The sequence below is a fragment of the Acidovorax sp. BL-A-41-H1 genome (assembly GCF_051942715.1).
Genome location: NZ_JBPVJQ010000006.1, coordinates 544,475 through 569,474, shown reverse-complemented (window position 1 = coordinate 569,474; position 25,000 = coordinate 544,475). Strand labels below are relative to the sequence as shown.

At 66.0% G+C, this 25,000-nt stretch carries 19 protein-coding genes; 11 read left to right on the top strand and 8 right to left on the bottom strand.

Features of this window, described 5'->3' with window-relative positions:
* Positions 1-129 precede the first annotated feature (129 nt).
* From ACTPOI_RS15855 to kynA, 4 genes are all read left to right on the top strand, one after another.
* On the top strand, positions 130-462 hold the full coding sequence (locus ACTPOI_RS15855; protein ID WP_440110486.1) for a YkgJ family cysteine cluster protein: 333 nt from the start codon (positions 130-132) through the stop codon (positions 460-462).
* Positions 463-568: 106 nt separating this feature from the next.
* The gene (gene kynB / locus ACTPOI_RS15850) at positions 569-1,219 is read left to right on the top strand and encodes an arylformamidase (RefSeq protein ID WP_440110484.1); all 651 of its coding nucleotides are present in this window, start codon (positions 569-571) and stop codon (positions 1,217-1,219) included.
* A gap of 90 nt (positions 1,220-1,309) precedes the next feature.
* Positions 1,310-2,620: a kynureninase gene (gene kynU / locus ACTPOI_RS15845; protein WP_440110482.1), complete on the top strand. Its 1,311-nt coding sequence runs from the start codon at positions 1,310-1,312 to the stop codon at positions 2,618-2,620.
* An 18-nt stretch (positions 2,621-2,638) separates the two neighbouring features.
* A complete protein-coding gene (kynA, locus tag ACTPOI_RS15840) occupies positions 2,639-3,529 on the top strand; it encodes a tryptophan 2,3-dioxygenase (RefSeq protein WP_440110480.1) in 891 nt (296 codons plus the stop codon).
* Positions 3,530-3,701: 172 nt separating this feature from the next.
* Here kynA and ACTPOI_RS15835 read toward each other — a convergent pair whose 3' ends face one another.
* The 5 genes from ACTPOI_RS15835 to ACTPOI_RS15815 form a co-directional block, all read right to left on the bottom strand.
* On the bottom strand, positions 3,702-4,061 hold the full coding sequence (locus tag ACTPOI_RS15835) for an MliC family protein (RefSeq protein WP_440110478.1): 360 nt from the start codon (positions 4,059-4,061) through the stop codon (positions 3,702-3,704).
* A gap of 900 nt (positions 4,062-4,961) precedes the next feature.
* On the bottom strand, positions 4,962-6,239 hold the full coding sequence (locus ACTPOI_RS15830; RefSeq protein ID WP_440110477.1) for an FAD-dependent monooxygenase: 1,278 nt from the start codon (positions 6,237-6,239) through the stop codon (positions 4,962-4,964).
* A 25-nt stretch (positions 6,240-6,264) separates the two neighbouring features.
* The gene (locus tag ACTPOI_RS15825) at positions 6,265-8,784 is read right to left on the bottom strand and encodes an EAL domain-containing protein (RefSeq protein WP_440110475.1); all 2,520 of its coding nucleotides are present in this window, start codon (positions 8,782-8,784) and stop codon (positions 6,265-6,267) included.
* A 410-nt stretch (positions 8,785-9,194) separates the two neighbouring features.
* Positions 9,195-12,029, bottom strand: coding sequence for an aconitate hydratase AcnA (acnA, locus tag ACTPOI_RS15820; protein WP_440110473.1), 2,835 nt, complete (start codon positions 12,027-12,029; stop codon positions 9,195-9,197).
* A 307-nt stretch (positions 12,030-12,336) separates the two neighbouring features.
* Positions 12,337-12,747: a hypothetical protein gene (locus ACTPOI_RS15815; protein ID WP_440110471.1), complete on the bottom strand. Its 411-nt coding sequence runs from the start codon at positions 12,745-12,747 to the stop codon at positions 12,337-12,339.
* Between the two features lie 229 nt (positions 12,748-12,976).
* Between ACTPOI_RS15815 and ACTPOI_RS15810 the strand changes: the two genes are divergently transcribed.
* Complete coding sequence (locus ACTPOI_RS15810) at positions 12,977-13,864, top strand: helix-turn-helix domain-containing protein (protein WP_440110469.1); 888 nt, start codon at positions 12,977-12,979, stop codon at positions 13,862-13,864.
* A gap of 348 nt (positions 13,865-14,212) precedes the next feature.
* Here ACTPOI_RS15810 and ACTPOI_RS15805 read toward each other — a convergent pair whose 3' ends face one another.
* Positions 14,213-14,515 (bottom strand): H-NS histone family protein, encoded by a 303-nt coding sequence (locus ACTPOI_RS15805; RefSeq protein ID WP_440110467.1) that lies wholly within the window; start codon positions 14,513-14,515, stop codon positions 14,213-14,215.
* A 449-nt stretch (positions 14,516-14,964) separates the two neighbouring features.
* Here ACTPOI_RS15805 and ACTPOI_RS15800 point away from each other — a divergent pair, with 449 nt between their 5' ends.
* On the top strand, positions 14,965-15,807 hold the full coding sequence (locus tag ACTPOI_RS15800) for a symmetrical bis(5'-nucleosyl)-tetraphosphatase (protein ID WP_440110465.1): 843 nt from the start codon (positions 14,965-14,967) through the stop codon (positions 15,805-15,807).
* 9 nt (positions 15,808-15,816) lie between these two features.
* Here the strand turns inward: ACTPOI_RS15800 and ACTPOI_RS15795 are convergent, their stop codons facing one another.
* Both ACTPOI_RS15795 and ACTPOI_RS15790 read right to left on the bottom strand, forming a co-directional pair.
* Positions 15,817-16,887, bottom strand: a complete 1,071-nt coding sequence (locus ACTPOI_RS15795) for an FAD:protein FMN transferase (protein WP_440110463.1) — start codon at positions 16,885-16,887, stop codon at positions 15,817-15,819.
* An 11-nt stretch (positions 16,888-16,898) separates the two neighbouring features.
* Positions 16,899-17,315, bottom strand: a complete 417-nt coding sequence (locus ACTPOI_RS15790) for a c-type cytochrome (protein ID WP_440110461.1) — start codon at positions 17,313-17,315, stop codon at positions 16,899-16,901.
* Between the two features lie 270 nt (positions 17,316-17,585).
* Between ACTPOI_RS15790 and ACTPOI_RS15785 the strand changes: the two genes are divergently transcribed.
* The 5 genes from ACTPOI_RS15785 to ACTPOI_RS15765 all read left to right on the top strand — a co-directional run bounded on the left by ACTPOI_RS15785 (position 17,586) and on the right by ACTPOI_RS15765 (position 24,998).
* Positions 17,586-17,903, top strand: coding sequence for a hypothetical protein (locus tag ACTPOI_RS15785; RefSeq protein WP_440110459.1), 318 nt, complete (start codon positions 17,586-17,588; stop codon positions 17,901-17,903).
* Between the two features lie 22 nt (positions 17,904-17,925).
* Positions 17,926-19,854 carry a TAT-dependent nitrous-oxide reductase gene (gene nosZ / locus ACTPOI_RS15780; protein ID WP_440110458.1) on the top strand — a complete coding sequence of 643 codons (1,929 nt, stop codon included), beginning with the start codon at positions 17,926-17,928 and terminating at the stop codon, positions 19,852-19,854.
* Between the two features lie 317 nt (positions 19,855-20,171).
* Positions 20,172-22,793: a 4Fe-4S binding protein gene (locus ACTPOI_RS15775; protein WP_440110456.1), complete on the top strand. Its 2,622-nt coding sequence runs from the start codon at positions 20,172-20,174 to the stop codon at positions 22,791-22,793.
* Positions 22,793-24,070, top strand: a complete 1,278-nt coding sequence (locus ACTPOI_RS15770) for a nitrous oxide reductase family maturation protein NosD (protein ID WP_440110454.1) — start codon at positions 22,793-22,795, stop codon at positions 24,068-24,070. Before ACTPOI_RS15775 ends, ACTPOI_RS15770 begins: the two co-directional genes overlap by 1 nt.
* Positions 24,045-24,998, top strand: coding sequence for an ABC transporter ATP-binding protein (locus ACTPOI_RS15765; protein ID WP_440110452.1), 954 nt, complete (start codon positions 24,045-24,047; stop codon positions 24,996-24,998). Before ACTPOI_RS15770 ends, ACTPOI_RS15765 begins: the two co-directional genes overlap by 26 nt.
* Positions 24,999-25,000: the final 2 nt, after the last annotated feature.

Below are 25,000 nucleotides of genomic sequence, written 5' to 3'. Positions count from 1 at the left end.
GAAGAAGGCCATTGTGCAGACGGGCGTCCGCCATGGCGAGCGTGGTGCACGGTGTTTTCGTTAGCATTCGCCTGCCCTGCAGCACCTGCCGCTGTGGCGGCCTCGCTCCATTTCCATCGCCGTTCTCCCATGTCGGACTCCACCCACCCCTGCCTTACCTGCGGCGCCTGCTGCGCCAGCTTTCGCGTGGACTTTGCCGTGTACGAGATGCAAGCCATGGGCGGCATGGTGCCAGACGACCTGGCGGTCGAGGTCAATGGCAGCACCTGCCGCATGCGCGGCACAGAGCACGTGCCCATCCGCTGCGTGGCACTGACCGGCAAGGTGGGCGAGCAGGTGGCGTGCAGCATCTACGAGCGACGCCCGTCGCCCTGCCGCGAGTTTGAGGCGGGTGACTATGCGTGCAACAAGGCCCGCATGCGCCACGGCCTGCCACCGCTGGAAGAGGGGGGGCTTTTCTGACCCGGCACCGCGCAAGCAGCCAGATCGTTTAAGCCTCAACAATTTTTCAGAGGCTGTTGGAAATAACCGACACCACGGTTTTTAGGGGACATGCAAACTTTGCCCCATGCCAGCCAGCCCACCCTTTCACGCCCGCCAGCTCTGGGACATCTCGCCCCCCGTGCACGCAGGCAGCCCCGTGTTCCCCGGCGACACGGCCTACAGCCAGCAGTGGTGCGCCACCATCGGCCCCGGCTGCCCGGTCAACGTGAGCGCCATCACGCTATCCCCCCATGTGGGTGCCCATGCCGATGCGCCCCTGCACTACGACGCTCAGGGCGCCAGCATTGGTGATGTATCGCTGGATGCCTTTCTGGGCCCCTGCCGCGTGATCCACGCCATCGGCTGCGGACCGCTCATCAGGTGGGAGCACATTGCCCACGCCGTGGACGACGCCCTGCCCCCCCGTGTGCTGGTGCGCACCTATGCCCAGGCACCGGCGGATTGGGACGGCCAGCTCACCGGCTACGCGCCCGACACCATCGAGCGCCTGGCCGACCGCGGCGTGCTGCTGGTGGGCATCGACACCGCCAGCATCGACCCGGCCGACAGCAAGACGCTGGACAGCCACCAGGTCATTCGCAGCCGCGGCTTGCGCGTGCTGGAAAACCTGGTGCTCGACGACGTGCCCGAGGGCGACTACGAGCTGATCGCCCTGCCGCTCAAACTGACCACGGCCGACGCCTCGCCCGTGCGCGCGGTGCTCAGAGCGCTGTAGCGCGCCCTTTTCAAGCCTTTTTGGCCTGTAGCGCTTGATTCATATGCACCTGCCGCTATCAAAACAGAAGCAGACCAACCTTTGACCGCCATGACGACCACTCTTGAAGACTGCCGCGCGCTCGACGCGCAAGACCCGCTGCGCGCCCTGCGCGAACACTTCAGCCTGCCCCCGGGCGTGATCTACCTCGACGGCAATTCGCTGGGCGTGCTGCCCAAGGCCGCCGCCGCGCGCGTGGCCGATGTGGTGACCCGCGAATGGGGCACCGACCTCATCCAATCGTGGAACACCGCGAGCTGGTTCGACCTGCCCCAGCGCCTGGGCAACCAGCTGGCACCGTTGATCGGTGCAGGCAAGGACGAGGTGGTGTGCACCGACAGCACCTCCATCAACCTCTACAAGGTGCTGAGCGCCGCGCTGAACATTGCGCGCGAAGACAGCCCCGCCCGCCAACGTATCGTGAGCGAGCGCAGCAACTTCCCCACCGACCTCTACATTGCCGAGGCGCTGTGCAAGGAGCGCGGCCTGGAGCTGGTGCTGGTGGAGCCCGAAGAGATCGCCGCCGCGCTGACCACCGACGTGGCCGTGCTGATGCTCACGCACGTGAACTACCGCACTGGGGCCATGCACGACATGGCGGCCATCACCGCCGCGGCGCACGCGCAAGGGATCTTGTGCGTGTGGGACCTGGCGCACAGTGCAGGGGCCGTGCCGGTCGAGCTGAACGGCGCAGGCGCTGATTTTTCGGTGGGCTGCGGCTACAAGTACCTCAACGGCGGCCCCGGTGCCCCGGCCTTTGTGTGGGTGCATCCGCGCCACGCCAGCCGTTTCTGGCAACCGCTGTCGGGCTGGTGGGGCCACGCAGCGCCGTTTGCCTTCACTCCCGACTACCAGCCTGCACCCGGCATCACACGCTACCTGTGCGGCACGCAGCCCATCATCAGCCTGTCGGCCCTGCAGTGCGGGCTGGATGTGTTCACCGCGGCCGAAAGCCTGGGCGGCATGGCCGCGCTGCGCGCCAAGTCGCTGGCGCTGACGGACCTGTTCATAAAGCTGGTGGAAGAGCGCTGCGCAGGCCATGGCCTCGGCCTGGCTACACCACGCAGCCATACCCAGCGGGGCTCGCAGGTCTGCCTGACGCGCGACGAAGGTGCGGGCGTCAACGGCCAGGGCAGCGGTGCCTATGCCATCGTGCAGGCATTGATTGCGCGCGGCGTCATCGGTGATTTCCGAAAAGGCGATGGCGGCAAGGGCCCGCACAAGGACATCCTGCGCTTTGGCTTCACGCCCCTGTATATCGGCTTTGAAGACGTGTGGAACGCGGCGGAGCACCTGCGCCAGGTGCTGGAGAGCGGCGAGTGGCAGAAGGCCGAGTTCAACCAGACGCACGCCGTCACCTGATCGGAAAGGCAAACCGCCATGTGCCCTTTCTCGCAAACCCCTGTGGGTGACAACAACAACGCGGCATCTGCCGCCCTGCCCGAATCCATCGTGCACGCAGAGCGCGCCCAGCTCGACTTCAGCCAATCGATGAGCTACGGCGACTACCTGCAGCTGGACGCCATCCTCACGGCGCAAAAGCCGCTGTCGCCTGCGCATGACGAGATGCTGTTCATCGTGCAGCACCAGACCAGCGAGCTGTGGATGAAGCTCATGCTGCACGAGCTGCGCGCGGCCATCGCCCACATTGCCAACGACGAGCTGCAGATGGCTTTCAAGATGCTGGCGCGCGTGAGCAAGATCATGGAGCAGCTGGTGCACGCCTGGGACGTGCTCGCCACCATGACGCCGCCCGAATACACCGCCATGCGCCCGTACTTGGGGCAGTCCAGCGGGTTCCAGAGCTACCAGTACCGCAGCATTGAATTTGCCCTGGGCAACAAGAACCGCGCCATGCTCAAGCCCCACGAGCACCGCGCCGATCTGCTGGCCCAGGTGCAGGCCGCGTACGAGGCGCCCTCGCTGTATGACGAGGCCCTGCGCCTGCTGGCCCGGCGCGGTATCCCCGTGCCCGCCAGCCACCTCGAGCGCGACTGGACACAACCCTACGCGGAAGACGCAGGCGTGGAACAGGCTTGGCTGGTGGTGTACCGCAACCCCAAGGAACACTGGGACCTGTACCAGCTGGGCGAAGAACTGACCGACCTGGAGGACGCGTTCCGGCTGTGGCGCTTTCGGCACGTGACCACCGTGGAGCGGGTCATTGGCTTCAAGCGCGGCACGGGGGGCACGGGAGGCGTGAGCTATCTGCGCAAGATGCTCGACGTGGTGCTGTTCCCGGAGATCTGGAAGCTGCGCACCGACCTGTAAGGCCGGCTGGCAGGGCCTGCGAGGGCGTTTTCAGGCCAAACTGGCTGCCAGCCCAGGCGAATAAATGCCTTGCAGCTATCAATATATGAGCAACTGACGGCCGTAAGCTGCGGCCGCCACCGGGCAGTGCAGCAATTACAACCCGCGGTGCGGCGCCGCCGCAAAGCGGTGCTCAGCGCCCGCCGGCCACCATCATCACGCCATTGCCGCGGCACCAGATGGGTGCCAGATGCCCGATCTGGATGGTGAGTTCATTGCCCTTGCCCATCACGGTGGTCGGGCCGTTGCTGAAGGCATAGCCGGTGTCGGCAGTCTGGCGGGGCAGGTCCACCGTCCAGCCGCTGCGCAGCAGCACGCCGCGGCCCTGCTCGGGGTAGAACTGCATCTCGACCTTTTCACCGTTGCCGCAGGCAAAACGCATGCTGCTGCCATCGGCCGGGTCGGCAAACGCCTGCTGCAGTGTGGGCTGGCTGGCGCAGCCTGTGAGCACTACCGCGGCCACTGCGCCGCACAGCGAAAACATCTTCTTCATCGCTTACTCCTGAGTTGCGCCATGCACTGGTGCACAACGCCTGCCTGGTCGCTGCTGCCGCCCGGGATGCCGAGGGCTACTGCTCTTCCAAGCACATTCCTTGCCACTTGCGCGCTCAGGCCCTGTGCACCTGATCGACTCGCTGGTCAACGTCTTTCGCGCTTTGGTTTGTGGCCTTCAGATTGCCTGACCGCTCCGGTCGCGTCATTGGGGTGATCCCCCAGATCGGGAGACCCCTCTAAAGTCTGCAGAGGGCGGATGGCATGGCGGTGACTGTGAGATGTGGGGCTGGCGGCGGCCGGATTGACCTCCCAGGTCAATGCAATCGCGCATGCGTAAGGCCGATTGGGCTGCGGAAGGGGCGTTAAGAGAGTCCAATGCCGCCGCACCGAGGGCCAGAGTCCGCCAGCGCCTGAGCCCCTGGTACATACCCGTATGCACGCCGTTTCACTGCAACGAAGCAGCCACAGCAAGCCGCGCGCACCCGCGCCGGAGCCTTGGCAAGCCGGCTCTGGATTCGGCGTTGCCCTTGCCTTTGCGTTGGCCGCCGGGTAGCTGGCCCCGGCATGGGGCACAGACCTGCATGGCGCAACCCGCGCACTTTGCGTGCCGCGCGCATGCTGGCCGTTGGGAGGCTTCGGCAGGCTGAAAGCGCTGCCGATGTCGGCCGCGCCGTGGGTATGACCGCATTAGCAAACACCCGGGGTGCCATTGCAGCGTGGCGCGGGTCCCCCCTTGGTGCCTTCCGGCCCTCTCCGCCCGGCCTGCCGCCGGTCTGAATCAGGGGATGTTCCGTGCTGCTGAGGGCGGCTCATGCAACTCGATGGGCCTGGTGCATGCTGGCCGGAAGGCAACGCCCTTCAAGCTCACCTGCACCTGCACTGGCGCAGCGTGAGGGCGTCAGAGCGACGTGGCGCCTGCGCCGTCGCCCCGGTACAGCCAGGGCACGTCCAGCAGTCTTTCGCCCAACAGGCGCAGCGATAGATCGCGCCCCCAGCGCACGGGCCCTGTGGCGTGGAAGATGCGTCCGTTGCGGATGGAGCGGGCCTGCACGCGGGCGTTGCGTTCCCACCGGTTGAGCGCGTAGCGGCGCAGGCGCAGGGGCACGTCCAGGTCGTGCATCGACAGCGCGCGCTGCAGTTCGGCCGCATCTTCAATGGCCATGCCCGCACCCTGCGCGAGGTAAGGCCGCATCGGGTGGGCGGCGTCGCCCAGCAAGGCCACCAGGCCCTGCGCCATGTCGTCTGCGCTCTGAACGGGCGGTCGGTCGCACAGCGGCCACAGGCGCCAGCCTGCGCCCCAGGCGGCTGGTGCGCTGGAAACACGGGCCGAGCTGGCCGGGTGATCGCCCACCCGCGTCGGCCCCTGCTGGCTGCCCACGCTGCGCACCAGGTCCTGCAGCGCGGTGCAAGTGCCGCGCAGGGCCTGCTCCAGCCCGGCGGCATTGGCGGCGTGGTCCCAGTTTTCCAGATCGGCCGGGGCGGGCCCCTGCACGATGACCACCAGGTTCATCAGCTCGCCGCGGCGCACGGGGTACTGCACGGCATGGAGGCGCGGGCCCAGCCAGGCGGTAACCTGGCTGGTGCGCAGGGCATCAGGCAAGGCATCCTGCCGTATCAGAGCGCGGTAGGCCAGGTGCCCGGTCACGCGCGGGGGCACGGCGCCCAGCAGCTGCGTGCGCGTGCGGCTCCACAGCCCGTCCGCACCCACCAGCGCGTCGGCTTCTATCTGCTTGCCGCGGCTGGTGCGCAGCGTGACGACGCCATCGGCATCGGCAAAGCTGTCGATGGCATGGTCCAGGTGGCATTGTGTGTCGGTGTATTTGCCCACCGCTGCCAGCAGCAGGCCGTGCAGGTCGGCCCGGTGGATGGAGGCATAGGCTGCGCCGTAGCGCTGCACGGCGGTGGCGCCCAGTGGCAGCGCGGCCAGCTCGTCGCCGCTGACGGCACTGCGCACCTGTAGGCGTGTGGGAAAGGCCGCCACATCCTGCAGCGGGCGCTGCAGGCCCCAGGCCTGCAGGCGGCGCACCACGTTGGGCCCCAGCTGCACGCCCGCGCCCACTTCGCTGAAGGCTGCGGCGCGCTCGAAGAGCCGCACGTCCCACCCCGCGCGCGACGCGCCCAGCGCTGCCGCCAGACCCCCGATGCCGCCACCTGCCACCACCACCTGTTTTTTCATGCGCGTGATTGTGACTTGGGCGCGATCAAGGAAGCGCTGGCCGCAGCGCGCGCTCCAGCACCTCGGCGGGCATCGGCCGCCCGAACAGATAACCCTGAAAGCCCGTGCAGCCATGGCGCTGCAGAAATTCGAGCTGGCCCGTGGTCTCCACCCCTTCAGCCACCACGGCCAGATCGAGGCTGGCAGCCAGGGCAAGGATGGTGCGCACGATGGCCGCGTCGTTGGGGTCGGTCTGCAGGTCGCGCACAAAGCCCTGGTCGATCTTGAGCTGGTCGAGCGGCAGGCGCTTGAGGTAGCTCAGCGATGAATATCCGGTGCCAAAGTCGTCGAGCGAAAAGGTCACGCCGAAACCGCGCAGGCGCTCCATGCGCGCAATGATGTCCTCCACATCGGCCAGCAGCAGGCTCTCGGTCAGCTCCAATTTGAGCCGTTCGGGGTTGGCGCCGGTGGCGTTCAGTGCACCAAGCACCTGCTCGACAAAGTTAGGCTGGCGGAACTGCCGCACGCTCACGTTGACCGACAGCACGAACTGCCGCGTGAGCGAGCTGCGCGACCAGGCCACCAGCTGCGCGCAGGCTGCCTCCAGCACCCACTGGCCCAAAGGCAGGATCAGGCCCGTCTGCTCGGCCAGGGGGATGAACTCGCCGGGCGACACCAGGCCGCGCCGCGGGTGCTTCCAGCGCACCAGGGCCTCTGCGCCCTGCAGGCGCCCCTTGGCATCCACCACAGGCTGGTAGTACAGGACCATCTCTTGCTCCTGCAGGCCGCGGCGCAAGTCTGTCTCCATCGCAGAGCGCGCGCTCACTGCCGCCTGCATGTCGGGGTCGAAAAACCGCTGCGTGTTGCGCCCCGCGGCCTTGGCCTGGTACATGGCCAGGTCGGCCTGCTTGAGGAGTTCGTCCACGCTGCAGGGCTCAAGCCCGAACAGCGCAATGCCGATGCTGGGCGTGCTGTGGTGGCTGGCGCCGCCCAGCTCGTACGCCTTGCACAGCGTGGTGATGATGTGGCTGGCCACCAGGGCGGCCTCGGCGCTGGCGTGGGCGGGCTCGGCACTCAGTCCCTCCACCAGCACCACGAATTCGTCCCCGCCAAAGCGGGCCACGGTATCTGCCTCGCGCACGCAACCCTTGAGTCTTTTGGCCACCTGCAGCAGCAGCTGGTCGCCTACGTCGTGACCGAGGGTGTCGTTGAGGTCCTTGAAATTGTCGAGGTCGATGAACAGCAGCGCGCCCTGGGTGCGGGCGCGCTGCGCGACCACCGTGGCACGTTGCAGGCGGTCCACCAGCAGGCGCCGGTTGGGCAGTCCTGTGAGCGGGTCGTAGAACGCCAGGTGCTCGATCTGCAGCTCGGCCTGCTTGCGCCCGGTGATGTCGCGCCCCACGCCGCGGTAGCCGCGCAGGGCGCCCTGGGCATCCAGCACGGGCACGCCGCTGACCGAGATCCAGTGCATGGTGCCGTCGGGGCGCTGGCGCTGCAGCTCCAGGTCGCGAAAGGGCTGGCACGACTGCAGCACGGTCCGGTGCGCAGCCCAGTCGGCCTCGGTCATGTTCAGCGCGCCGATCTCCCAGCGCGTGCGGCCGATCACGCTCGATATCGGGATTCCATTGGTGCTGAGGTCGCCCGCCAGCTGCACAAACCGTCCGTCGGCGTCGTGCTCCCAGTACCAGTCGGACGACAGGTCGCTCAGTGAGCGAAAGCGTGACTCGCTCTCGCGCAGTTCATTCTCGACCCGCACATAGTTGCTCACGTCGGCGAACGTGCGCACCAGCCCGCCATCGGGCAGCAGGCAGGTGCGTATTTCCAGCGTGCGGCCGTCGCGGGTGGTGCGCCAGTAGACCTCGGGCGAGGCGCCTTCCGCCCCCTGGGCGATGTAGTCATGGCCTCGCGGATCTACCAGCGAATAACCCGGGCCAAAGTCTCCCCGCTCTTTCTGGATGCGGGTGAGGTCGGCCAGCGAGGGCCGACGGGCCATCACGGATTCGGGCAGGTCCAGCAGCTCCAGCACACGCTGGTTGTAAATGGTGATGTGCCCGTCAGGCGCTGTCTTGAAGATGCCCTGCGTCATGCTCGCCAGCGTGCCCTGCAGCGCCGCACGCTGCTCTTGCAACAACGCCAGGGCCTGGCTGGAAATGACCGTGTCTGCCCCCGCAACCTGCTTGCGGCCTGCCCGGCGGCCCTGCACCAGTTCCTCCAGACGCCATGCCAGTTCGGGCAAGTGCGCGTGCTCTCCGCCCTGTCCCCGCAGCACGTAGTCACCGAGACCAATGCGGAAGGCGCGGGCCGCCAGCGCCTCTTGCGATACCCCGGCGCACATCAGCACTGCCGAACCCGCGAATAACTCAAGCAGCACGGGCAGGCTCAGCGTCGCGGGGTCGAGACACAGCACCACGGCATCCCAGGTGTGGGAGGCAAACGCGGCCGCACTGGCTTCCGGCGTCGTCGAATGCACCACACGCCACTGCGGATGCCGCTGGGCCAGGAACTGCCGTGCGTTTGCCGCGTGCGCCGTGTCACCATCGACCCAGAGAACGGCCGCCGCACTCATGGGCGCCGCGCCTCCCGCGCACGGCCTGCGCTGCCCTCACCGGAGATGCACGACGTGACAAAGAATCCGTCCGTCGCGCCTGAGGGCCTGCGGCGTTTGCGCGCGGGGACGACGCGGCACCTCGGGCCCTCCACCTGCTGCCCGGTCAGGCGCGGGCGGCCCTCTCCCGTCCTTGGCATGGCAGGCTGGGTACGTGGCGGGTGCAGTGAAATGGGCATGGGGGATGCGGTAGCCAGCAGGGTGGCTGGAATGCGTAACAAGTGTATCGAGCAGCGCCCTCCGACGCACGCATATCCCGTCAATACGGGGCATCGGCCGGGCTTGCTCCCACGACCCTGCACAGCCTGGGCTGCGACCGCCCATCGGCCGCGTAACCCGCGCAGCGGAGCCACGCCGAGAGATGGAGAGGGTCAGCCCCCCAGCAATTGCCTGAGCACGTACGGCAGGATGCCGCCAGCACGGTAGTAGTCGGCTTCGATGGGGGTGTCGATGCGCAAGGTCACCGGCACTTCCCGGCGGGTACCGTCGGCCCGGTGGATGACCAGCAAGGCCTCGCTTTGCGGGGTGAGGGCCGGGTCGGGGATGACATCCAGCGACTCGGCACCCGTAAGCCCCAGCGACTGCCACGAATCGTCGTCCCTGAACTGCAGCGGCAGCACGCCCATGCCGACCAGATTGGAACGGTGGATGCGCTCAAAGCTGCGTGCCACCACGGCCTTGATGCCCAGCAGTTGCGTACCCTTGGCCGCCCAGTCACGGCTGGAGCCGGTGCCGTATTCGTCGCCCGCCAGGATTACCGTCGGGGTGCCCTGCGCCATGTAGTCCATGGCGGCGTCGAAGATCGGAATCGTCCTGCCGTGTTGCGCGCCCTGGCCCTGGAAGATGGTCAGGCCGCCTTCTTCGCGCGAGCCATCGGCCGTGGGCGGCAGCATCAGGTTCTTGATGCGCACGTTGGCGAACGTGCCGCGCACCATCACATCGTGGTTGCCACGGCGCGCGCCGTAGCTGTTGAAATCCTGTTTCATCACACCGTTGGCGCGCAGCCACTGGCCCGCCGGAGAGCTCTCCTTGATGGAGCCGGCTGGCGAGATGTGGTCGGTGGTGATCGAGTCGCCAAACAGCGCCATGATGCGCGCGCCGCGCACGGCGGTCGAAGCCCCATCGTGTGCCGTCGGGTTCAGCGCAAAGTCTGCAAAGAACGGCGGCTCTGCAATGTAGGTGCTGGCGGGCCAGGTGTAGGTGGTGCCGCTCACGCCACGGATGGCGCCCCAGAGCTTGCCGGGCTCGGTGCCCACGCGGGCGTAGTTGTCGCGGTAGGCGGCGCCGTTCATCGCAAACCGCATCAACGCGTGCACCTCATCGCTGCTGGGCCAGATGTCGCCCAGGTAGATGTCGCGCCCGCCCCGGCCCTTGCCCACGGGTTCAGTCATCAGGTCCTTGAGCACCGTGCCGGCAATCGCGTAAGCCACCACCAGCGGCGGGCTGGCCAGAAAGTTGGCCTTGAGGTTGGGGTGGATGCGTGCCTCGAAATTGCGGTTGCCCGACAGCACGGCCGCACACACCAGGTCGTTGCTGGTGATGGCGTCGTTCAGCTCGGCCGTGAGGTCGCCTGCGTTGCCGATACAGGTGGTGCAGCCGTAGCCCGCCACGGCAAAGCCCAGCTTTTCCAGATACGGCAACAGCCCGGTCTGAGTGAGGTATTCGGTAACGATGCGCGAGCCCGGCGCCAGCGATGTCTTGATGTGCGGCTGCACCTTGAGGCCCGCCTCCACCGCCTTCTTGGCCAGCAGGCCGGCGGACAGCAGCACGCTGGGGTTCGACGTATTGGTGCAGCTGGTGATGGCCGCGATCAGCACGTCGCCGTTGCCCAAGGAAATGTCGCCCTTGCCCGAACCGGCCGGCTTGCCGGCCACGTCGGGCGGGGTATTGCCCCCGCCTCCGCGCACCTGGTGGCGCGTATGCAGCAGCTCGGCGGGGCGGTTGAATCCGTTTTGCGCATTGGGCTTGCTGAACAAGTCGGCAAACTGGCGGCTGACCTGGCCCAGCTCGATCCGGTCCTGCGGGCGCTTGGGGCCTGCCAGGCTGGGCGTCACATCGCCCAGGTTCAGCTGCACCACTTGCGAATAGTCGATCTGCCCGGCCAGTGGCACACCAAACAGCCCCTGGGCCCTGAAATAGGCCTCGAAGGCCTCGATCTCGGCTTCCGTACGGCCGGTGCCACGGAAGTAGTCGATGGTCTTCTCATCGACCGGAAAGAAGCCCATGGTGGCGCCGTATTCGGGTGCCATGTTGCCGATGGTGGCGCGGTCGGGCAACGACAGCGTGCGGGTGCCTTCGCCAAAGAATTCGACGAACTTGCCCACCACCTTGTGCTGGCGCAGCACCTCGGTGACGGTCAGCACGAGGTCGGTTGCCGTGACGCCTTCGCGCAATTGGCCAGTCAGTTCAAAGCCCACCACATCGGGCGTGAGCAGATACACCGGCTGGCCCAGCATGGCGGCCTCGGCCTCGATGCCGCCCACACCCCAGCCCACCACGCCAATGCCGTTGATCATGGTGGTGTGGCTGTCGGTGCCCACCAGCGTGTCCGGGTAGCAGACGTCGTCGGCGCGCCGGTGCACACCGCGGGCCAGGTATTCCAGGTTGACCTGGTGCACGATGCCAAAGCCCGGGGGTACCACGCCAAAGGTGTCGAACGCCTGCATGCCCCACTTCATGAACTCGTAGCGCTCGCGGTTGCGCTGGAATTCGAGCTTCATGTTGAGGTCGAGCGAGTTCTTCTTGCCGTAATGGTCGACCATGATCGAGTGGTCCACCACCAGGTCCACCGGCACCAGCGGCTCGATCTGCTTGGGGTTCTTGCCCAGCCGGGCGGCCACGCTGCGCATGGCAGCGAGGTCGGCCAGCAGCGGCACACCGGTGAAATCCTGCAACACGACCCGCGAGACCACGAAGGGAATTTCGTCCTTGCGCTCGGAGACCGGCTGCCAGTTGGCCAGTTGCGCCACATGCTCGGGCGTGACCTTGCGGCCGTCGCAGTTGCGCAGAACCGATTCGAGAACGATACGGATCGACACCGGCAAGCGATCGATGCGCGGGAACTGGGCGGCCAGCGCAGGCAGGGAGTACAGCTTGCCCCCTGGGCCGGACGCCGTCCTGAAGCTCTTGAGCGTATGGGCAAACGCATGGCTGGCGGGCGCAGCGGGGCGGGACGCACGAACGGACGACTTGGACGTTGAGGCCATGGGGCGCACTCCTTTCTGAGAGGACAAAGCTTATTCTGGCAGTCTGCCGTGTCCGTGCCGTCGTGGGGATATGCAACCCGTAGGCGACCATGCCGCGCCGGGGGCAAAGAGGGCGTCCCCTGCGACCCGAGGTCCGCAAGTGAGCGGTGAGCACCGCCTCTTGCAAACCAGGCGGCGGGGGCGAGGCGTATGCAAGCATGCACCACACCGCTGTCGCAGACGCTTTTCAGGCGTTGGGGGGCTGTAGCGCTTGAATCATATGCCCAGCTAGCTATAGTATGTATAGCAAAAAGTACAACGCGCCGTGTCATGCCATGGCCGCGGGAGCGCGAAGGCGCCGCAAACCACCCCACTGCGCCGCAGCCAGGACGGCCACCGACACCACATGCATCAGCAGGTACGCCTGCCCCCAAAACGGTGGTTCCAGCGCCGTGCCCAGCAGCAATCCCAGGCTGGCCAATGCCCAGCAGGCGTTGCCCAACACCAGTACGGCCAGCCAGCCACGCGGTATCCGGTCTGCCCGGGCAAGGGCCGTAGCCAGCAGCGCGAAACCCAGCAGCATCACCCCCGACACCTGCAGCAGCGCGGCGGGCAAGCCCAGCCAATGCATCAGCAGGGCCGGTGCCGCCAGATGCAGGGCGCCCAGGCCATAACCCGTGCTGGCATCGAACCAGAGAACGGCACGCAAAAAACGGAGAGAAAAAACATCACGCAACATGGCAGGCTCCTTGATTGAACAGGCCCTGATGTTTGCAACCGATCGGCAGTGCGTCGATGACCTGGCAGGTAATGGCAGGCAGGTCGGGACCGCTGGCAAACTTGCGCACCATGCTGCGATGACGGCTCAATCAGGCACCGCGCACATGCGACAGGCGGCCGCCCGCCTGCCCACCACAGTGCAGCGAAACGAGAGCCCATACAACCGCGGAGCAACCAGGATGCGAACCATGAAAGTCCCCACGACCGCCCTCGGAGCTCCGCGCACGGCGCGCGCGCCCAGCCTGCACAGCGCACTGCCGACAACACCCGAGCCTTTCGGCGCCCGCCTGCGCATCTGGCGGCAGCACCGGCACCTGAGCCAGCTTGACCTGGCCGATGCGGCCGATGTCTCGACAAGGCACGTCAGTTTTCTGGAAACCGGGCGGACCAACCCCAGCCGCGACATGGTGCTGCGCCTGTGCGAGCGGCTCGATGTTCCGCTGCGCGAGCGCAACGCGTTGCTGACAGCGGCCGGCTATGCCCCCATGTACCGGGAGCGCAGGCTGGACGACCCGGCCATGGCGGCCGCGCGCGCGGCAGTGGAACTGGTGCTCAAGGGGCACGAGCCCTGCCCTGCCATCGCTCTGGACCGCCACTGGAACATGGTGGCGTCCAACCGCGCAGCGCAAGCCTTGCTGTCCAGCCTGGTGGGCCCCGAGCAACTGGCCGATCCGGTCAACGTTTTTCGCCTCAGCCTGCACCCGCAAGGCCTTGCGCCGCGCATCGTGAATCTGGCGCAGTGGCGCGCGCACCTGTTCGCGCGCCTGCACCAGCAGATCCAGGCCACGGCAGACCCGCTGCTGGTGGAATTGCAGGCCGAGCTGATGCAATACCCTGCGCCAGCCGATACGGCACCAAGGTCAATGCCGGGCGAATTGCTCGGCGTAGTCATGCCGTTTTGCATTCAAACCCCACAGGGCCAGCTTTCACTGATCAGCACCACCACCATATTCGGCACACCGGTGGACGTGACACTGCAGGAGCTGGCAGTGGAATCGTTTTTTCCGGCAGACGAATTCACGGCGCAGGTGCTTCGCAACCTGACGCACCCGGCACAATCCACAAAAGCTGACTGAGGTATTACAGAATATCGAACGCATAGGTCTCGAAACCTTTGACCCTGTTGCATGCAATCACGGCATGCCCAATGCCTACGGGAGTGTTAGCGGCCGCACAGACTGGCCTGAAATCAGCGATGCGGGCGATATTCATCTACGCGGGTGGCGCATTGCGGATCGCGCGTGGTCGATCTGCGCAAGACCGCTCATCAAAAAGCCGTGCAGCAATTCAAGCCGCAGAAATCGACGCGCTTCCGTATTGGTATCGCTCACTAGCGCCTAGGGCAGAGCCAGCACACTGCCTGCGGATTCTGTGAGCGCAAAAAAGCCCGCTGCACGCGGGCTTTTTCGTTAACTATTATGGGCTCAGATCGCGAATTTTTCACGGCTCTCGTTTTGAATCCACCGAGGCGCCTTGCCACGACCCGTCCAGGTTTCACCGGTGGCGGGATTGCGGTACTTGGGGGCCACCTTGGTGCCCGCTGTAGAACTGCGCGCGCCCTTGGCTGCGCCGCGCGCTGCAGGGAACACGTCCTGTGCAGTCAGGCCAAACTCCGCGACCAGAGAACGCACTTGCGAAACAGCATCTGACAGCTCCCTGCGGCGAGCTTCGCTGATTTGCTGCTCAAGGGCTTCACGCTGCTTCAGGAGTTCTTTGTAGCTGGTCATGGTGTCAGTACTGCAGGGTTGGTTGGGATTTGCAGATTATAGGAATAATCTTCGGACTGTGTGAAACGACTTTTGCTTTTTAGCCAAATGACCGCGCGCACAAGCCTTAGCAATGCATTTGTCCACAGAATCTGAGTGCGCAATCGGTCAATTTCAGCAGTGGCCCGATATTGCCTGAAGCTGCCTGCTTTCAATGCACTGCGGGCCGGGTGTACGGAAAACGACTGCACCCTCATTGGGCTCAGGCGTGCCCGCAGCCGCCACGCAGGCAGACAGGCGCACTGCACAATAATCCTGCATATCGGGGCGCCATGGGGCCTCAGCGGCAACCGCAACCACCCCGCCACCCCGATAAACACAAGCATTTGACCGGGCTTGAAAATGCCCGAATGCCTCCGTACCGGGAACGCCGTTTCAGGCATTGAACAAACGGACCCATCAAGGAATACATGACCCTTTACTGCATTGGCGATGTTCAAGGGTGCGAAAGCGCACTGGAACACCTGCTCGATACCATCGGTTTTTCTGCCAGCCGCGATACGGTTTATCTGCTGGGTGATCTCGTCAACCGCGGACCCGATTCTGCGGCGGTACTGCGGCGGTGCATGGCTGCAGGCGATGCCATCCGTTGCCTGCTGGGTAACCACGACCTGCACCTGCTTGCCACAGCCCACGGCGCCCGGGCGCCGTCACGGCGCGACACGCTGGGGGCGGTGCTCGATGCACCAGACGCCCACGCATTGCTTGCCTGGCTGCAGGCCCAGCCGCTGGCCCGGGTGCATGACCATGCCGGTCAACAGTTGCTGATGGTGCACGCGGGCGTGCTGCCGGCCTGGTCCGCCAGCGACGTGCTGGCGCGGGCAGATGAAGTGCAAGCCGTGCTGCGAAGCGATGCGCTCCCCGGGTTCCTGCATGCCATGTACGGCAACACGCCCGACCACTGGCGCGACGATCTGGACGGAGCCGACCGCCTGCGCGTCATCGTGAACGCGCTGACGCGGTTGCGCTTTTGCACGCCAGCGGGCGTGATGGACTTTGAAAGCTCCGAAGCGGCCAGCGCAGCCCCGCCGGGGCTTGTGCCGTGGTTTGACGCACCCGGGCGCCGCACCGCGGGTACCGTGGTGGCTTTCGGGCACTGGTCCACCCTGGGGTGGCTGAACCGCAGCGAGGTGATCGGGCTGGACACCGGCTGTGTGTGGGGCGGCTGCCTGAGCGCGGTGCGCTTTGGCGCCACCCTGGCCGACCGCGAGCTGCTGCAAGTGCACTGCGAACAGGCCCAGAAGCCAGGCTGAACGACCGGCTCAGGAGACCGCGGGCTCCAGCCGGGCTGCCATTGAAGGCGATGTCCACACGCTCCCGTCGGCACCGGCCATCAGCACACCCACATCGGGTGACTTGCGCGCCAGGGCCTGGCCAGCGGCCTTGCCCTGGACCATCAACGCTGCGCCAAGGCCATTGACGGCCGCAACGCTGCTGGCCACCAGGCTTACGCCGTGCACGCCCGCCGAGGGGCGCCCCGTGCGGGGGTTGAGCACATGGTGCATACGCTGCCCCTGGCTCAGGAAGTACCGCTCGTAGTCACCAGACGACGCCACCACGCCTGCCCCCTTCACCGTCACGACGCCCAGCAGGCGCTCAGGCGCACGCGGGTCGCGCAGGCCCACACGCCACGGGCGGCCATGCCACAGGCCTTCGGCCAGCACATCGCCACCGCCATTGACCATGGCGTTCTGAACGCCCAAGGCCCGCAGCACGCCCAGGCCCGCTTCCAGAATGGGCAGCTTGGCAATGCCGCCCAGGTCGAGCGCCATGCCGCGCCGCGCCAGAAAGGCCGTACCGGCACGCGCGTCCAGCACCAGGCCATGTGCGCCCACCAGCGGAAGCTGCTGCGCAATCTCACGATCCGTGGGCAACACATGGGCACCGGGGCCAAACTGCCAGGTCTTCAGGGCGCCTATGGTCACGTCGAACGCACCCTGGCTCGCGGTCGACACGCGCTGGGCGGACTGCAACACGGCCATCACCTCAGGCGGAACTGCTACCGGAGAAATACCCGCTGCGAAGTTGATGAGGCTGACAGCACTGTCCGGCCGGTAGCGGCTCATCAGCGCTTCCAGCCGCTGCATCTCGGCATAGGCCTGATCGAGTGCATTGCGCAGCAACGCGGCATCCGGACCCTGCGCGGCAATGTCGACGCGCGTGCCCATGAGCGACCGGCTGTCGCGCAGCGACGTGTCGGGCGAGCCGGCCCAGGCTGACGGGCTGCCCGGCAGGCCACCACCCCACAGACCGCAGCCCAGCAGTGGCAACGCCATCACGAGGCTACGGCGTGTTCGGCTCGGGCTGGCCGGGCCGGAAAAAGACAGCGACATGGCGCGCTCCGTCACATCGACTTGCCAACCATGTAATCCACCGCGGCCTTGACCTCGGCGTCCGCCAGGCTGGCGGCGCCGCCCTTGGGAGGCATCATGCCCTTGGCGCCCGTAAAGCCCTCGATCGCATGCTTGTACAGCGTGTCGTTGCCCTGCGCGATGCGGGGCTGCCAGTCGGCCTTGTCACCGGGTTTGGGAGCGCCGGCTACACCCGCGGCATGGCACATGGCGCAGGTCTTGCCGAAGATGCTTTTGCCCAGTTCGTTTTCGGCCACTGCAGCCGCCGCCGCTGCAGGCGCGGCAGCGGGTGCAGGCGCCGCTGCAGGGGCGGGCGCGGCTGCTGGCGAGGGCTCAGGCCGCTTGTCGCCGCAGGCTGTCAGCAGCGCAGCCAGGGCAAGGGCTGCAACGGTCATCGTGGTTTTTTTCATGGCAAACATCCTTGTCAGTCATTCAATGGTTGGGAAGGGAGGGCTGCGCAATTGCGCGCCGCAAGCAGCCGTGCAGCACCCGCTGCGCACACTGCACGCGGGCTGAAAGTGCCGCAGTGCACAGGTCATCAATGTAGGAGCAAGCCGGCCCCTTGGGCAGGGGCTCACACCATCCAGACATGATCCAGATCAAATAGATTCATATAACGTGAATCTATTATCCAGCCCATGCAAAACGCACGGCAAGTCCTCCCCAAACCGAGTCTGCGGATGCTGGCCTGGTTGCTGGTGGCCCTGTGGGCATTGGTGGTGGCGCAGCTTGTCCAGGCCCGCACGGTTGAGCTGGCCTGCTCGGGCTCTGGCGCGGCCATGCTGGTGGTTCACGCCATGGACGGCACCCCCGTTTCAGACATGCCGGGCCCCGATTGCCCGCTGTGCCTGCCCTGCTGCATGGCGCCAGCCCCCGCTGACGACACGGTTGCCAGCGCCGGCGCTTCATCGATGACCACGGGCCACTTGCCCGGCGCCCCGCCGCCCCCCTTCACCCGGCACCGCCCTCCGGCGCGTGCGCCCCCGCTTTTTTCCTGAGCCCATCCTAGAGAGGTAAACCATGAGCAAGAACAAAGACCTGCAACCTGCAACCGTTGGCCTGGGCCGACGCAGCTTTATCAACACGGCCGCGCTGGTCGGCCTGACCGCAGGCGTTGCGGCTTGCACCGAAAAGCCCGGCTCTGCCGCTGCGCCCGCAGCCCCCGCACCGGCGGCTCCTGCATCGGCCCACGCCAGCGCTGGAGCAGCCACCCACCTCAAGCCCGGCGAGCTGGACACCTACTACGGCCTGTGGAGCGGTGGCCACACCGGCGACATGCGCGTGCTGGGTCTGCCCTCGGGCCGCGAGATCACCCGCATCCCCTGCTTTGTGCCCGACGCACTGGTGGGCTGGGGTATCACCAATGAATCCAAGGCCATCATGGGCACCAAGGCCGATGGCAGCCTCAAATACACGGTGGCCGACACCCACCACACGCACGCCTCGTACAAGGACGGCAACTACGACGGCCGCTACGCCTGGATCAACGACAAGATCAACAGCCGCCTGGCCCGCATCCGCCTCGACTATTTCGTCTGCGACAAGATCACCGACCTGCCCAACGTGCAGGGCTTTCACGGCATCTTCCCGGACAAGGCCGACCCGGTCGATCCGGCCATCAACTACACCACCCGCGTGTTCTGCGGCGCCGAATTTTCGATCCCGTTGCCCAACACGGGATCGGAAGACAGCACCAAGTACCGCTCGATGTTCACCTGCGTGGACGCCGAGTCGATGGAAGTGCGCTGGCAAGTGCTGATTGACGGCAACTGCGACCTCACGGCCACGTCGTACGACGGCAAGCTTGCTGCAACCAATCAGTACAACACCGAGATGGGCGCGAAGTACGAGGACATGATGTCCGCAGAGCGCGACGCCTGCCTGTTTTTCAACATTGCCCGCATCGAGGCGGCTGTGAAGGCTGGCAAGTTCAAGACCGTGGGTACCAGCAAGGTGCCCGTGGTGGACGGCACGCTGGAGGCCAACAAGGACCCCAAGACCGCACTGACCGCGTACGTGTCGGTGCCCAAGAACCCGCACGGCGTGAACGCCAGCCCGGACGGCAAGTACTTCATCTGCGCCGGCAAGCTCTCGCCCACCGGCACCGTGATCGAGCTGGCCAAGGTACTCGACTGGTTTGACGGCAAGCTCGAAAAGCTCGACGCCGCCATCGTGGCCGAAGTGGAACTGGGCCTGGGCCCGCTGCACACCGCGTTTGACGGCCGTGGCAATGCCTACACCACCCTGTTCCTGGACAGCCAGGTCGTGAAGTGGAACGTGGAAGCCGCCATCAAGTTCCACGCGGGCGACAAGGCCGCCAAGTACGTGGTGGACCGCATCGACGTGCACTACCAGCCAGGCCACATCAACGCCTCGCAATCGGAGACCAAGGCCGCCGACGGCAAGTACCTGGCCGTGGGTTGCAAGTTCTCCAAGGACCGCTTCCTGCCCGTGGGCCCGCTGCACCCCGAGAACGAGCAACTCATCGACATCTCAGGCGAAAAGATGGTGCTCATGGCCGACCACCCCGTGCGTGGCGAGCCCCATGACTTCATCATCTTCAAGCGGGACCTGGTGCGGCCCAAGCAGGTCTACACACTCGACGAGTCGCCCATCGCCGTCAAGGACCCCAAGGAATCGGGTGTGTTCCGCAATGGCAAGAAGGTCACCGTCAAGATCACGTCGCAGGCCCCTGCATTCAGCCTGCGCGAGTTCAAGCTCAAGAAGGGTGACGAGGTCACGCTGATCCTGACCAACCTGGACAAGATCGAAGACCTGACGCACGGCTTTGCGATCCCGAACTACAACGTGAACTTCATCGTGAACCCGCTGGAGACCAAGTCGGTGAGCTTCATTGCCGACAAGCCCGGTGTGTTCTGGTGCTACTGCACGCACTTCTGCCATGCGCTGCATCTGGAGATGCGCACGCGGATGATTGTGGAAGGTTGATGGGGCGATCCCCCTGAGGCGCTGGCGCGCCTTCCCCCTTCTCTCTGCGCGCTTCGCGCTCCGGGAAGGGGGACGCAGCCCTCGCGGCGGGGCGGCCCTTGCTTGGCTGCTCTCGCCTAGGGCGCGCCAGTTGCGCAGATTGCGCTTGTTGCGGATCGCGCTTGCCCCTCCCCCACCCGTTCGGGCTGAGCTTGTCGAAGCAATTCGCACCGCTCAGCGAGCGGCGCCCCCACAAATGCCGAGCATAGATATTTGAACCAAATTGGCCGCTAGCGCTTGATAGATAAGCGCGAACAGCTATCAAAAAGATAGTTCACATGACTTCCCTCCGTCGGCGTTTCGCCACGCTTCTTCTGGTCTTGCTCGCCACGTTTTGGCTGGCGCCGCGCGCCCACGCCGCGGCAGGCGCCTACGAGGCCGAGCTGCCTGCAGAGCTGGCCACCGCGCGCGACATGTGCGCGCTGGTGCCGTGCAAGGACGTGTTTCCGGGGGCAACCCATTTTTCGGAACGCAAGGGGCAGCCGCCCTATGTGGAGGCCTACGACCAGGCCAGCGAGCCGCGCAAGCTGCTGGGCTACGTGATGCTCTCTACCGACATCACAGACACCCCCGCTTACTCCGGCAAGCCCGTGGTCACGCTCATCGGCATGGATGCCACGGGCCGCTTCGTGGGCGTCAAGGTGCTCAAGCATTCCGAGCCCATCTTGCTGCTGGGCATTCCAGAATCAGCCCTGCTCAATTTCAATGCCCAGTACCTGGGCAAGTCGGTGGCCGACAAGATCGAGGTGGGCCAGTCGCGGCCCGATGAAGACGTGCTGGGGCTGGACGCCATCTCGGGCGCCACGGTCACCGTCATCGCGCAGAACCAGGTCATGATGGCTTCGGGCTCGGCCGTGGCGCGGCAGGTGGGCATCTTGGCACCCACGGTGCGCGAGCCCGCCCGCTATGCCGAAACCGGCAAAAGCCTGAGCTGGGCCGAGCTGGTGCAGCAAGGCATGGTGCAACGCCTGCGCGTGGCGCCCGAACAGGTGGGCCTGGACAAGGGCCCCGAGCCGTTCATCGAACTGTGGTTTGGCGACCTGAACCACCCCGACGTCGGCAAGAGCCTGCTGGGCAACAACGGCTGGAACAACCTGCGCCTGCAGCTCAAGGACGGCGAACACGCGTTTTTCATCATCCGCACCGGCGGCAAGGAATCGTTCAAGGGCTCGGGCTTTGTGCGGGGCGGCATCTACGACCGCGTGCAGGTGCGCCAGGGTGCCGATTCATTCACCTTCCGCGACCTGGATGCGCTCAATCTGTATGGTATCGATGCCGCAGGCGCACCCAGCTACAACGAGTCGGGGATCTTCATCATCCGCTCCCCCTCGTTTTCTGCCGCTTATCCGTGGAAGCTGAGCTTTCTGGGCAACCGCGTGGACCGCGCCACGGGCACGCGCAGCTTCACCAGCTTTGATGCGCCCTACTGGCTTCCCGCTGCCACGCTGCAGGGCGGGCGCCCCACGATCCAGGAGCCCGATGCGCCCTGGGTGCGCGTGTGGAAGACCCGCGCCGTGGAGATCGCGCTTTTCGCCGCGCTGCTGATCGCGGTGACGGTGGTCTATGCCCTGCGCGAGAAGCTCACGCGCCTGTCCACCCACAAGAACAAGTGGCCTGTGAACGCCTTCAAGTACACCTTCTGGGCGCTGGCCGTGTTCTGGATCGGCTTTGGCGCCATGGCGCAGCCCTCCATCACGCAGGTGCTGACCTGGTTCCATGCGCTGCTGTTCCAGTGGACGTGGTCGCTGTTCCTGTCCGACCCGTTCATCTTCCTGTTCTGGGTCTTCATCATCGTCACCGTGTTCCTGTTCGGGCGCGGACTGTTCTGCGGCTGGATGTGCCCGTTCGGGTCGTTGCAGGAGGCGATCTACAAGGTCGCCCGGGTGGTGGGCTTCAAGCGCTTTCAGACGCAGCTGCCGCAAAAGTGGCACGACCGCCTCAAGTGGGTGAAATACGCCGTGTTCTTCGCTCTGCTGGTGGTGTCGATGTTCTCGATGGGCCTGGCCGAAAAGCTGGCCGAGGTGGAGCCGTTCAAGACCACCTTCCTGGTCGGCGTGCTCAACCGCGCCTGGCCCTACAGCCTGTTCGTGGCCGTCATCCTGGGGGTGTCGATCTTCATCGAGCGGCCGTACTGCAAATACATCTGCCCGCTGGGCGCATCGCTGGCCATGCCCAGCACATTCCGCTGGTTTGGTCTCAAGCGCAAGCAGGATTGCAACAGCTGCAAGGCCTGCGCCGTGGGCTGCGGCGCGCAGGCCATCGACGCAGACGGCCGCATCGACCACCGCGAGTGCCTGCACTGCCTCGATTGCATGATCCTCTACACCGACACCAAGGGCTGCCCGCCCCTGGCCAAGGAAAGGAAGCGCCGCGAAAAGGATGGCCTGGAAATCACGCCCATCGGCGCCAACGGCTACTTCATCCCGATCCACCCCGCCACGGTGGCGGACCAGATCTCGGCCAAGGCCTCCAAGGGCCCGGACCCCCGCATGCCTACCCCGCCCGTGGTGCCCCAGCACAAGGCTGGTTCGCGCGGCCTGGGTTGGGTAGCCAAGGAAATCGTGGATCACCTCTGGCCCTGGAGCCGCGAAGGCTGGGCATCGCGCCGCGCACTGCAGATCGCCGGCTTCTCGCTGGCGGTGGCCGCCAGCGTGGCGTGGGTGATGGCCGCCATGGGCACGCTGTCATCGGGCGCCATCATCGGCTGGTGGTTTGGCTGGAGCCTGTACGAGGTGCTGATCCGCCTGTCGGCCAAGCGCTATGTGAAGGACGGCCCGTGGTGGCGCGACCAGTACCGCCGCGCGGGCGTGATGGACATGCTGAGCTACGTGGGCTTCAAGAACCTGCTGATCGGCGCGGCGCTGTTCCTGGCCATCAAGGCTGCGGTGGGGCTGGCGTGATGAAGCCTTTGCAAGCGTTCCTTGCGCTACTGACGTCCAGCCTGGCATGGCTTGCGCCTGCCGCCAGCGCTGCCACCGTGCAGGTGCGCCCCGGGCAGGATTTGCAGGCCGCCATCGCGGCCGCCGCCCCCGGCGACACGGTGGAGGTGCTACGCGGCTTCTACCGCGCCAACCTGCGCATCGACAAGCCACTGACCCTGCGCGGTATCGATCGCCCCACGCTCAGTGGCGGGCAGGCGGGCGACACCATCCGCATCACTGCACCCGACGTGGTGGTCGAAGGCCTGATCGTGCGCGACTCGGGCACCAGCTTGAAGGGCCAGAACGCAGGCGTCTACGTGTACCCCGGCGCGCACCGCGCCGTGGTGCGCAACAACGACCTCACCTACAACCTGTTTGGCCTGTGGATCGAGAAGGCCAACGACGTGCAGGTGCTGCACAACACCATCACCGGCCTGCGCGATGTGAACTCGTCGCAGCGCGGCAACGGCGTGCAGCTGTACAACACCACCGGCGCGCGCATCGAGGGCAATTACATCAGCTTTGTGCGCGATGCGCTGTATGTGGATGTGTCGCACCGCGCCGTGTTTCGCGGCAACCGGCTGCACCACAGCCGCTACGGCACGCACTACATGAACTCCTACTACAACCTGTGGGAAGACAACGACACCTATGCCAACCGCGGCGGCCTGGCCCTGATGGAAGTGCGCGACCAGGTGGTGCGCAACAACCGCGCCTGGGGCAACAGCGACCACGGCATCATGCTGCGCACCCTGCAGGACTCGGTGATCGAGAACAACGTGGTGGCAGAGAACCAGCGCGGTTTTTTCATCTACGACGTCGAGTACATCACCCTGCGCGGCAACCTGGTGACGCGCAACGCGGTAGGCGTGCACCTGTCGGCAGGCTCCAAGAACAACAAGGTCGAGGGCAACGACTTCATTGGCAACCGGGAGCAGGTGCGCTATGTGGGCGCGCGCGACGAACGCTGGGGCACCGAGAGCGGCAACCACTGGAGCAACTACCTGGGCTGGGACCGCGACGGCAACGGCGTGGGCGACGTGCCCTACGAAGCCAACGACATGGTTGACCGCCTGACCTGGCGCCACCCCACCATCAAGCTGCTGCTGGCCAGCCCCGCCGTACAGGCGCTGCGCATGGTCGGCCAGCAGTTTCCCGTGCTGCGCGTACCCACCGTGGTGGACGGGAAGCCGCGCATGCATCCGAACCAACCCCAACGGAATTTTCAGCGTGACACGCAACCCACCCCCCATTGACCTGAGCAACCTGGGCGATCTCCCCGCCATCGAGGTGCGGGGCGCGCACAAGCACTACGGCGCCCTGCACGCCGTGGACGGCATCGACCTGCGCGTCGAGCGCGGCGAGATCCTGGGCCTTATTGGCCACAACGGCGCGGGCAAGAGCACGCTGTTCAAGATGGTCCTAGGCCTGGTGCCTGCCACCGCGGGCGAGATCCGCGTGGGCGGCGCCACCGTGCAAGGCCGCGACTTCCGCGCCGCGCGCCGCCACCTGGGCTACCTGCCCGAAAACGTGGTGCTGTACGACAACCTCAGCGGGCTGGAAACCCTGCGCTTTTTTGCAAAGCTCAAAGGCGCGCCGCTGGCCCAGTGCCCCGAGCTGATGGAGCGCGTGGGCCTGGCCCATGCCGGCAACCGCGCCGTGCGCGAATACTCCAAGGGCATGCGCCAGCGCCTGGGTTTTGCACAGGCCCTGCTGGGCAACCCGCAGGTGCTGCTGCTCGACGAGCCCACCAACGGCCTTGACCCCCAGGCCATCCGCGACTTCTACGCCACGCTGCGCGGTTTGCAGGCGGGCGGCGTGACGGTGGTCATCACCTCGCACATCCTGGCCGAACTGCAGGAACGCGTGGACCGCCTGGCCATCCTGGCCGCAGGCAAGCTGCAGGCCCTGGGCAGCGTGCAGGCGCTGCGCGACCAGGCCCACATGCCGCTGACCATTGCGCTGCGCGTGGACGAAGCCGATGTGCCTGCAGCGGAGCAGGCTCTTGCGCCCCTGGCTGGCGTCACCTGCGCAGCGCAGGCTGGCGGGCTGCGCATCAGCTGCCCGCGCAACACCAAGATGGCCGTGCTGGGCGCGCTGGCGCCACTGGGCGTACGGCTGCTGGACGTGAACATCCAGGAACCTTCTCTCGAAGACGTGTACTTCGATCTCCGCCAAGGCTAGCC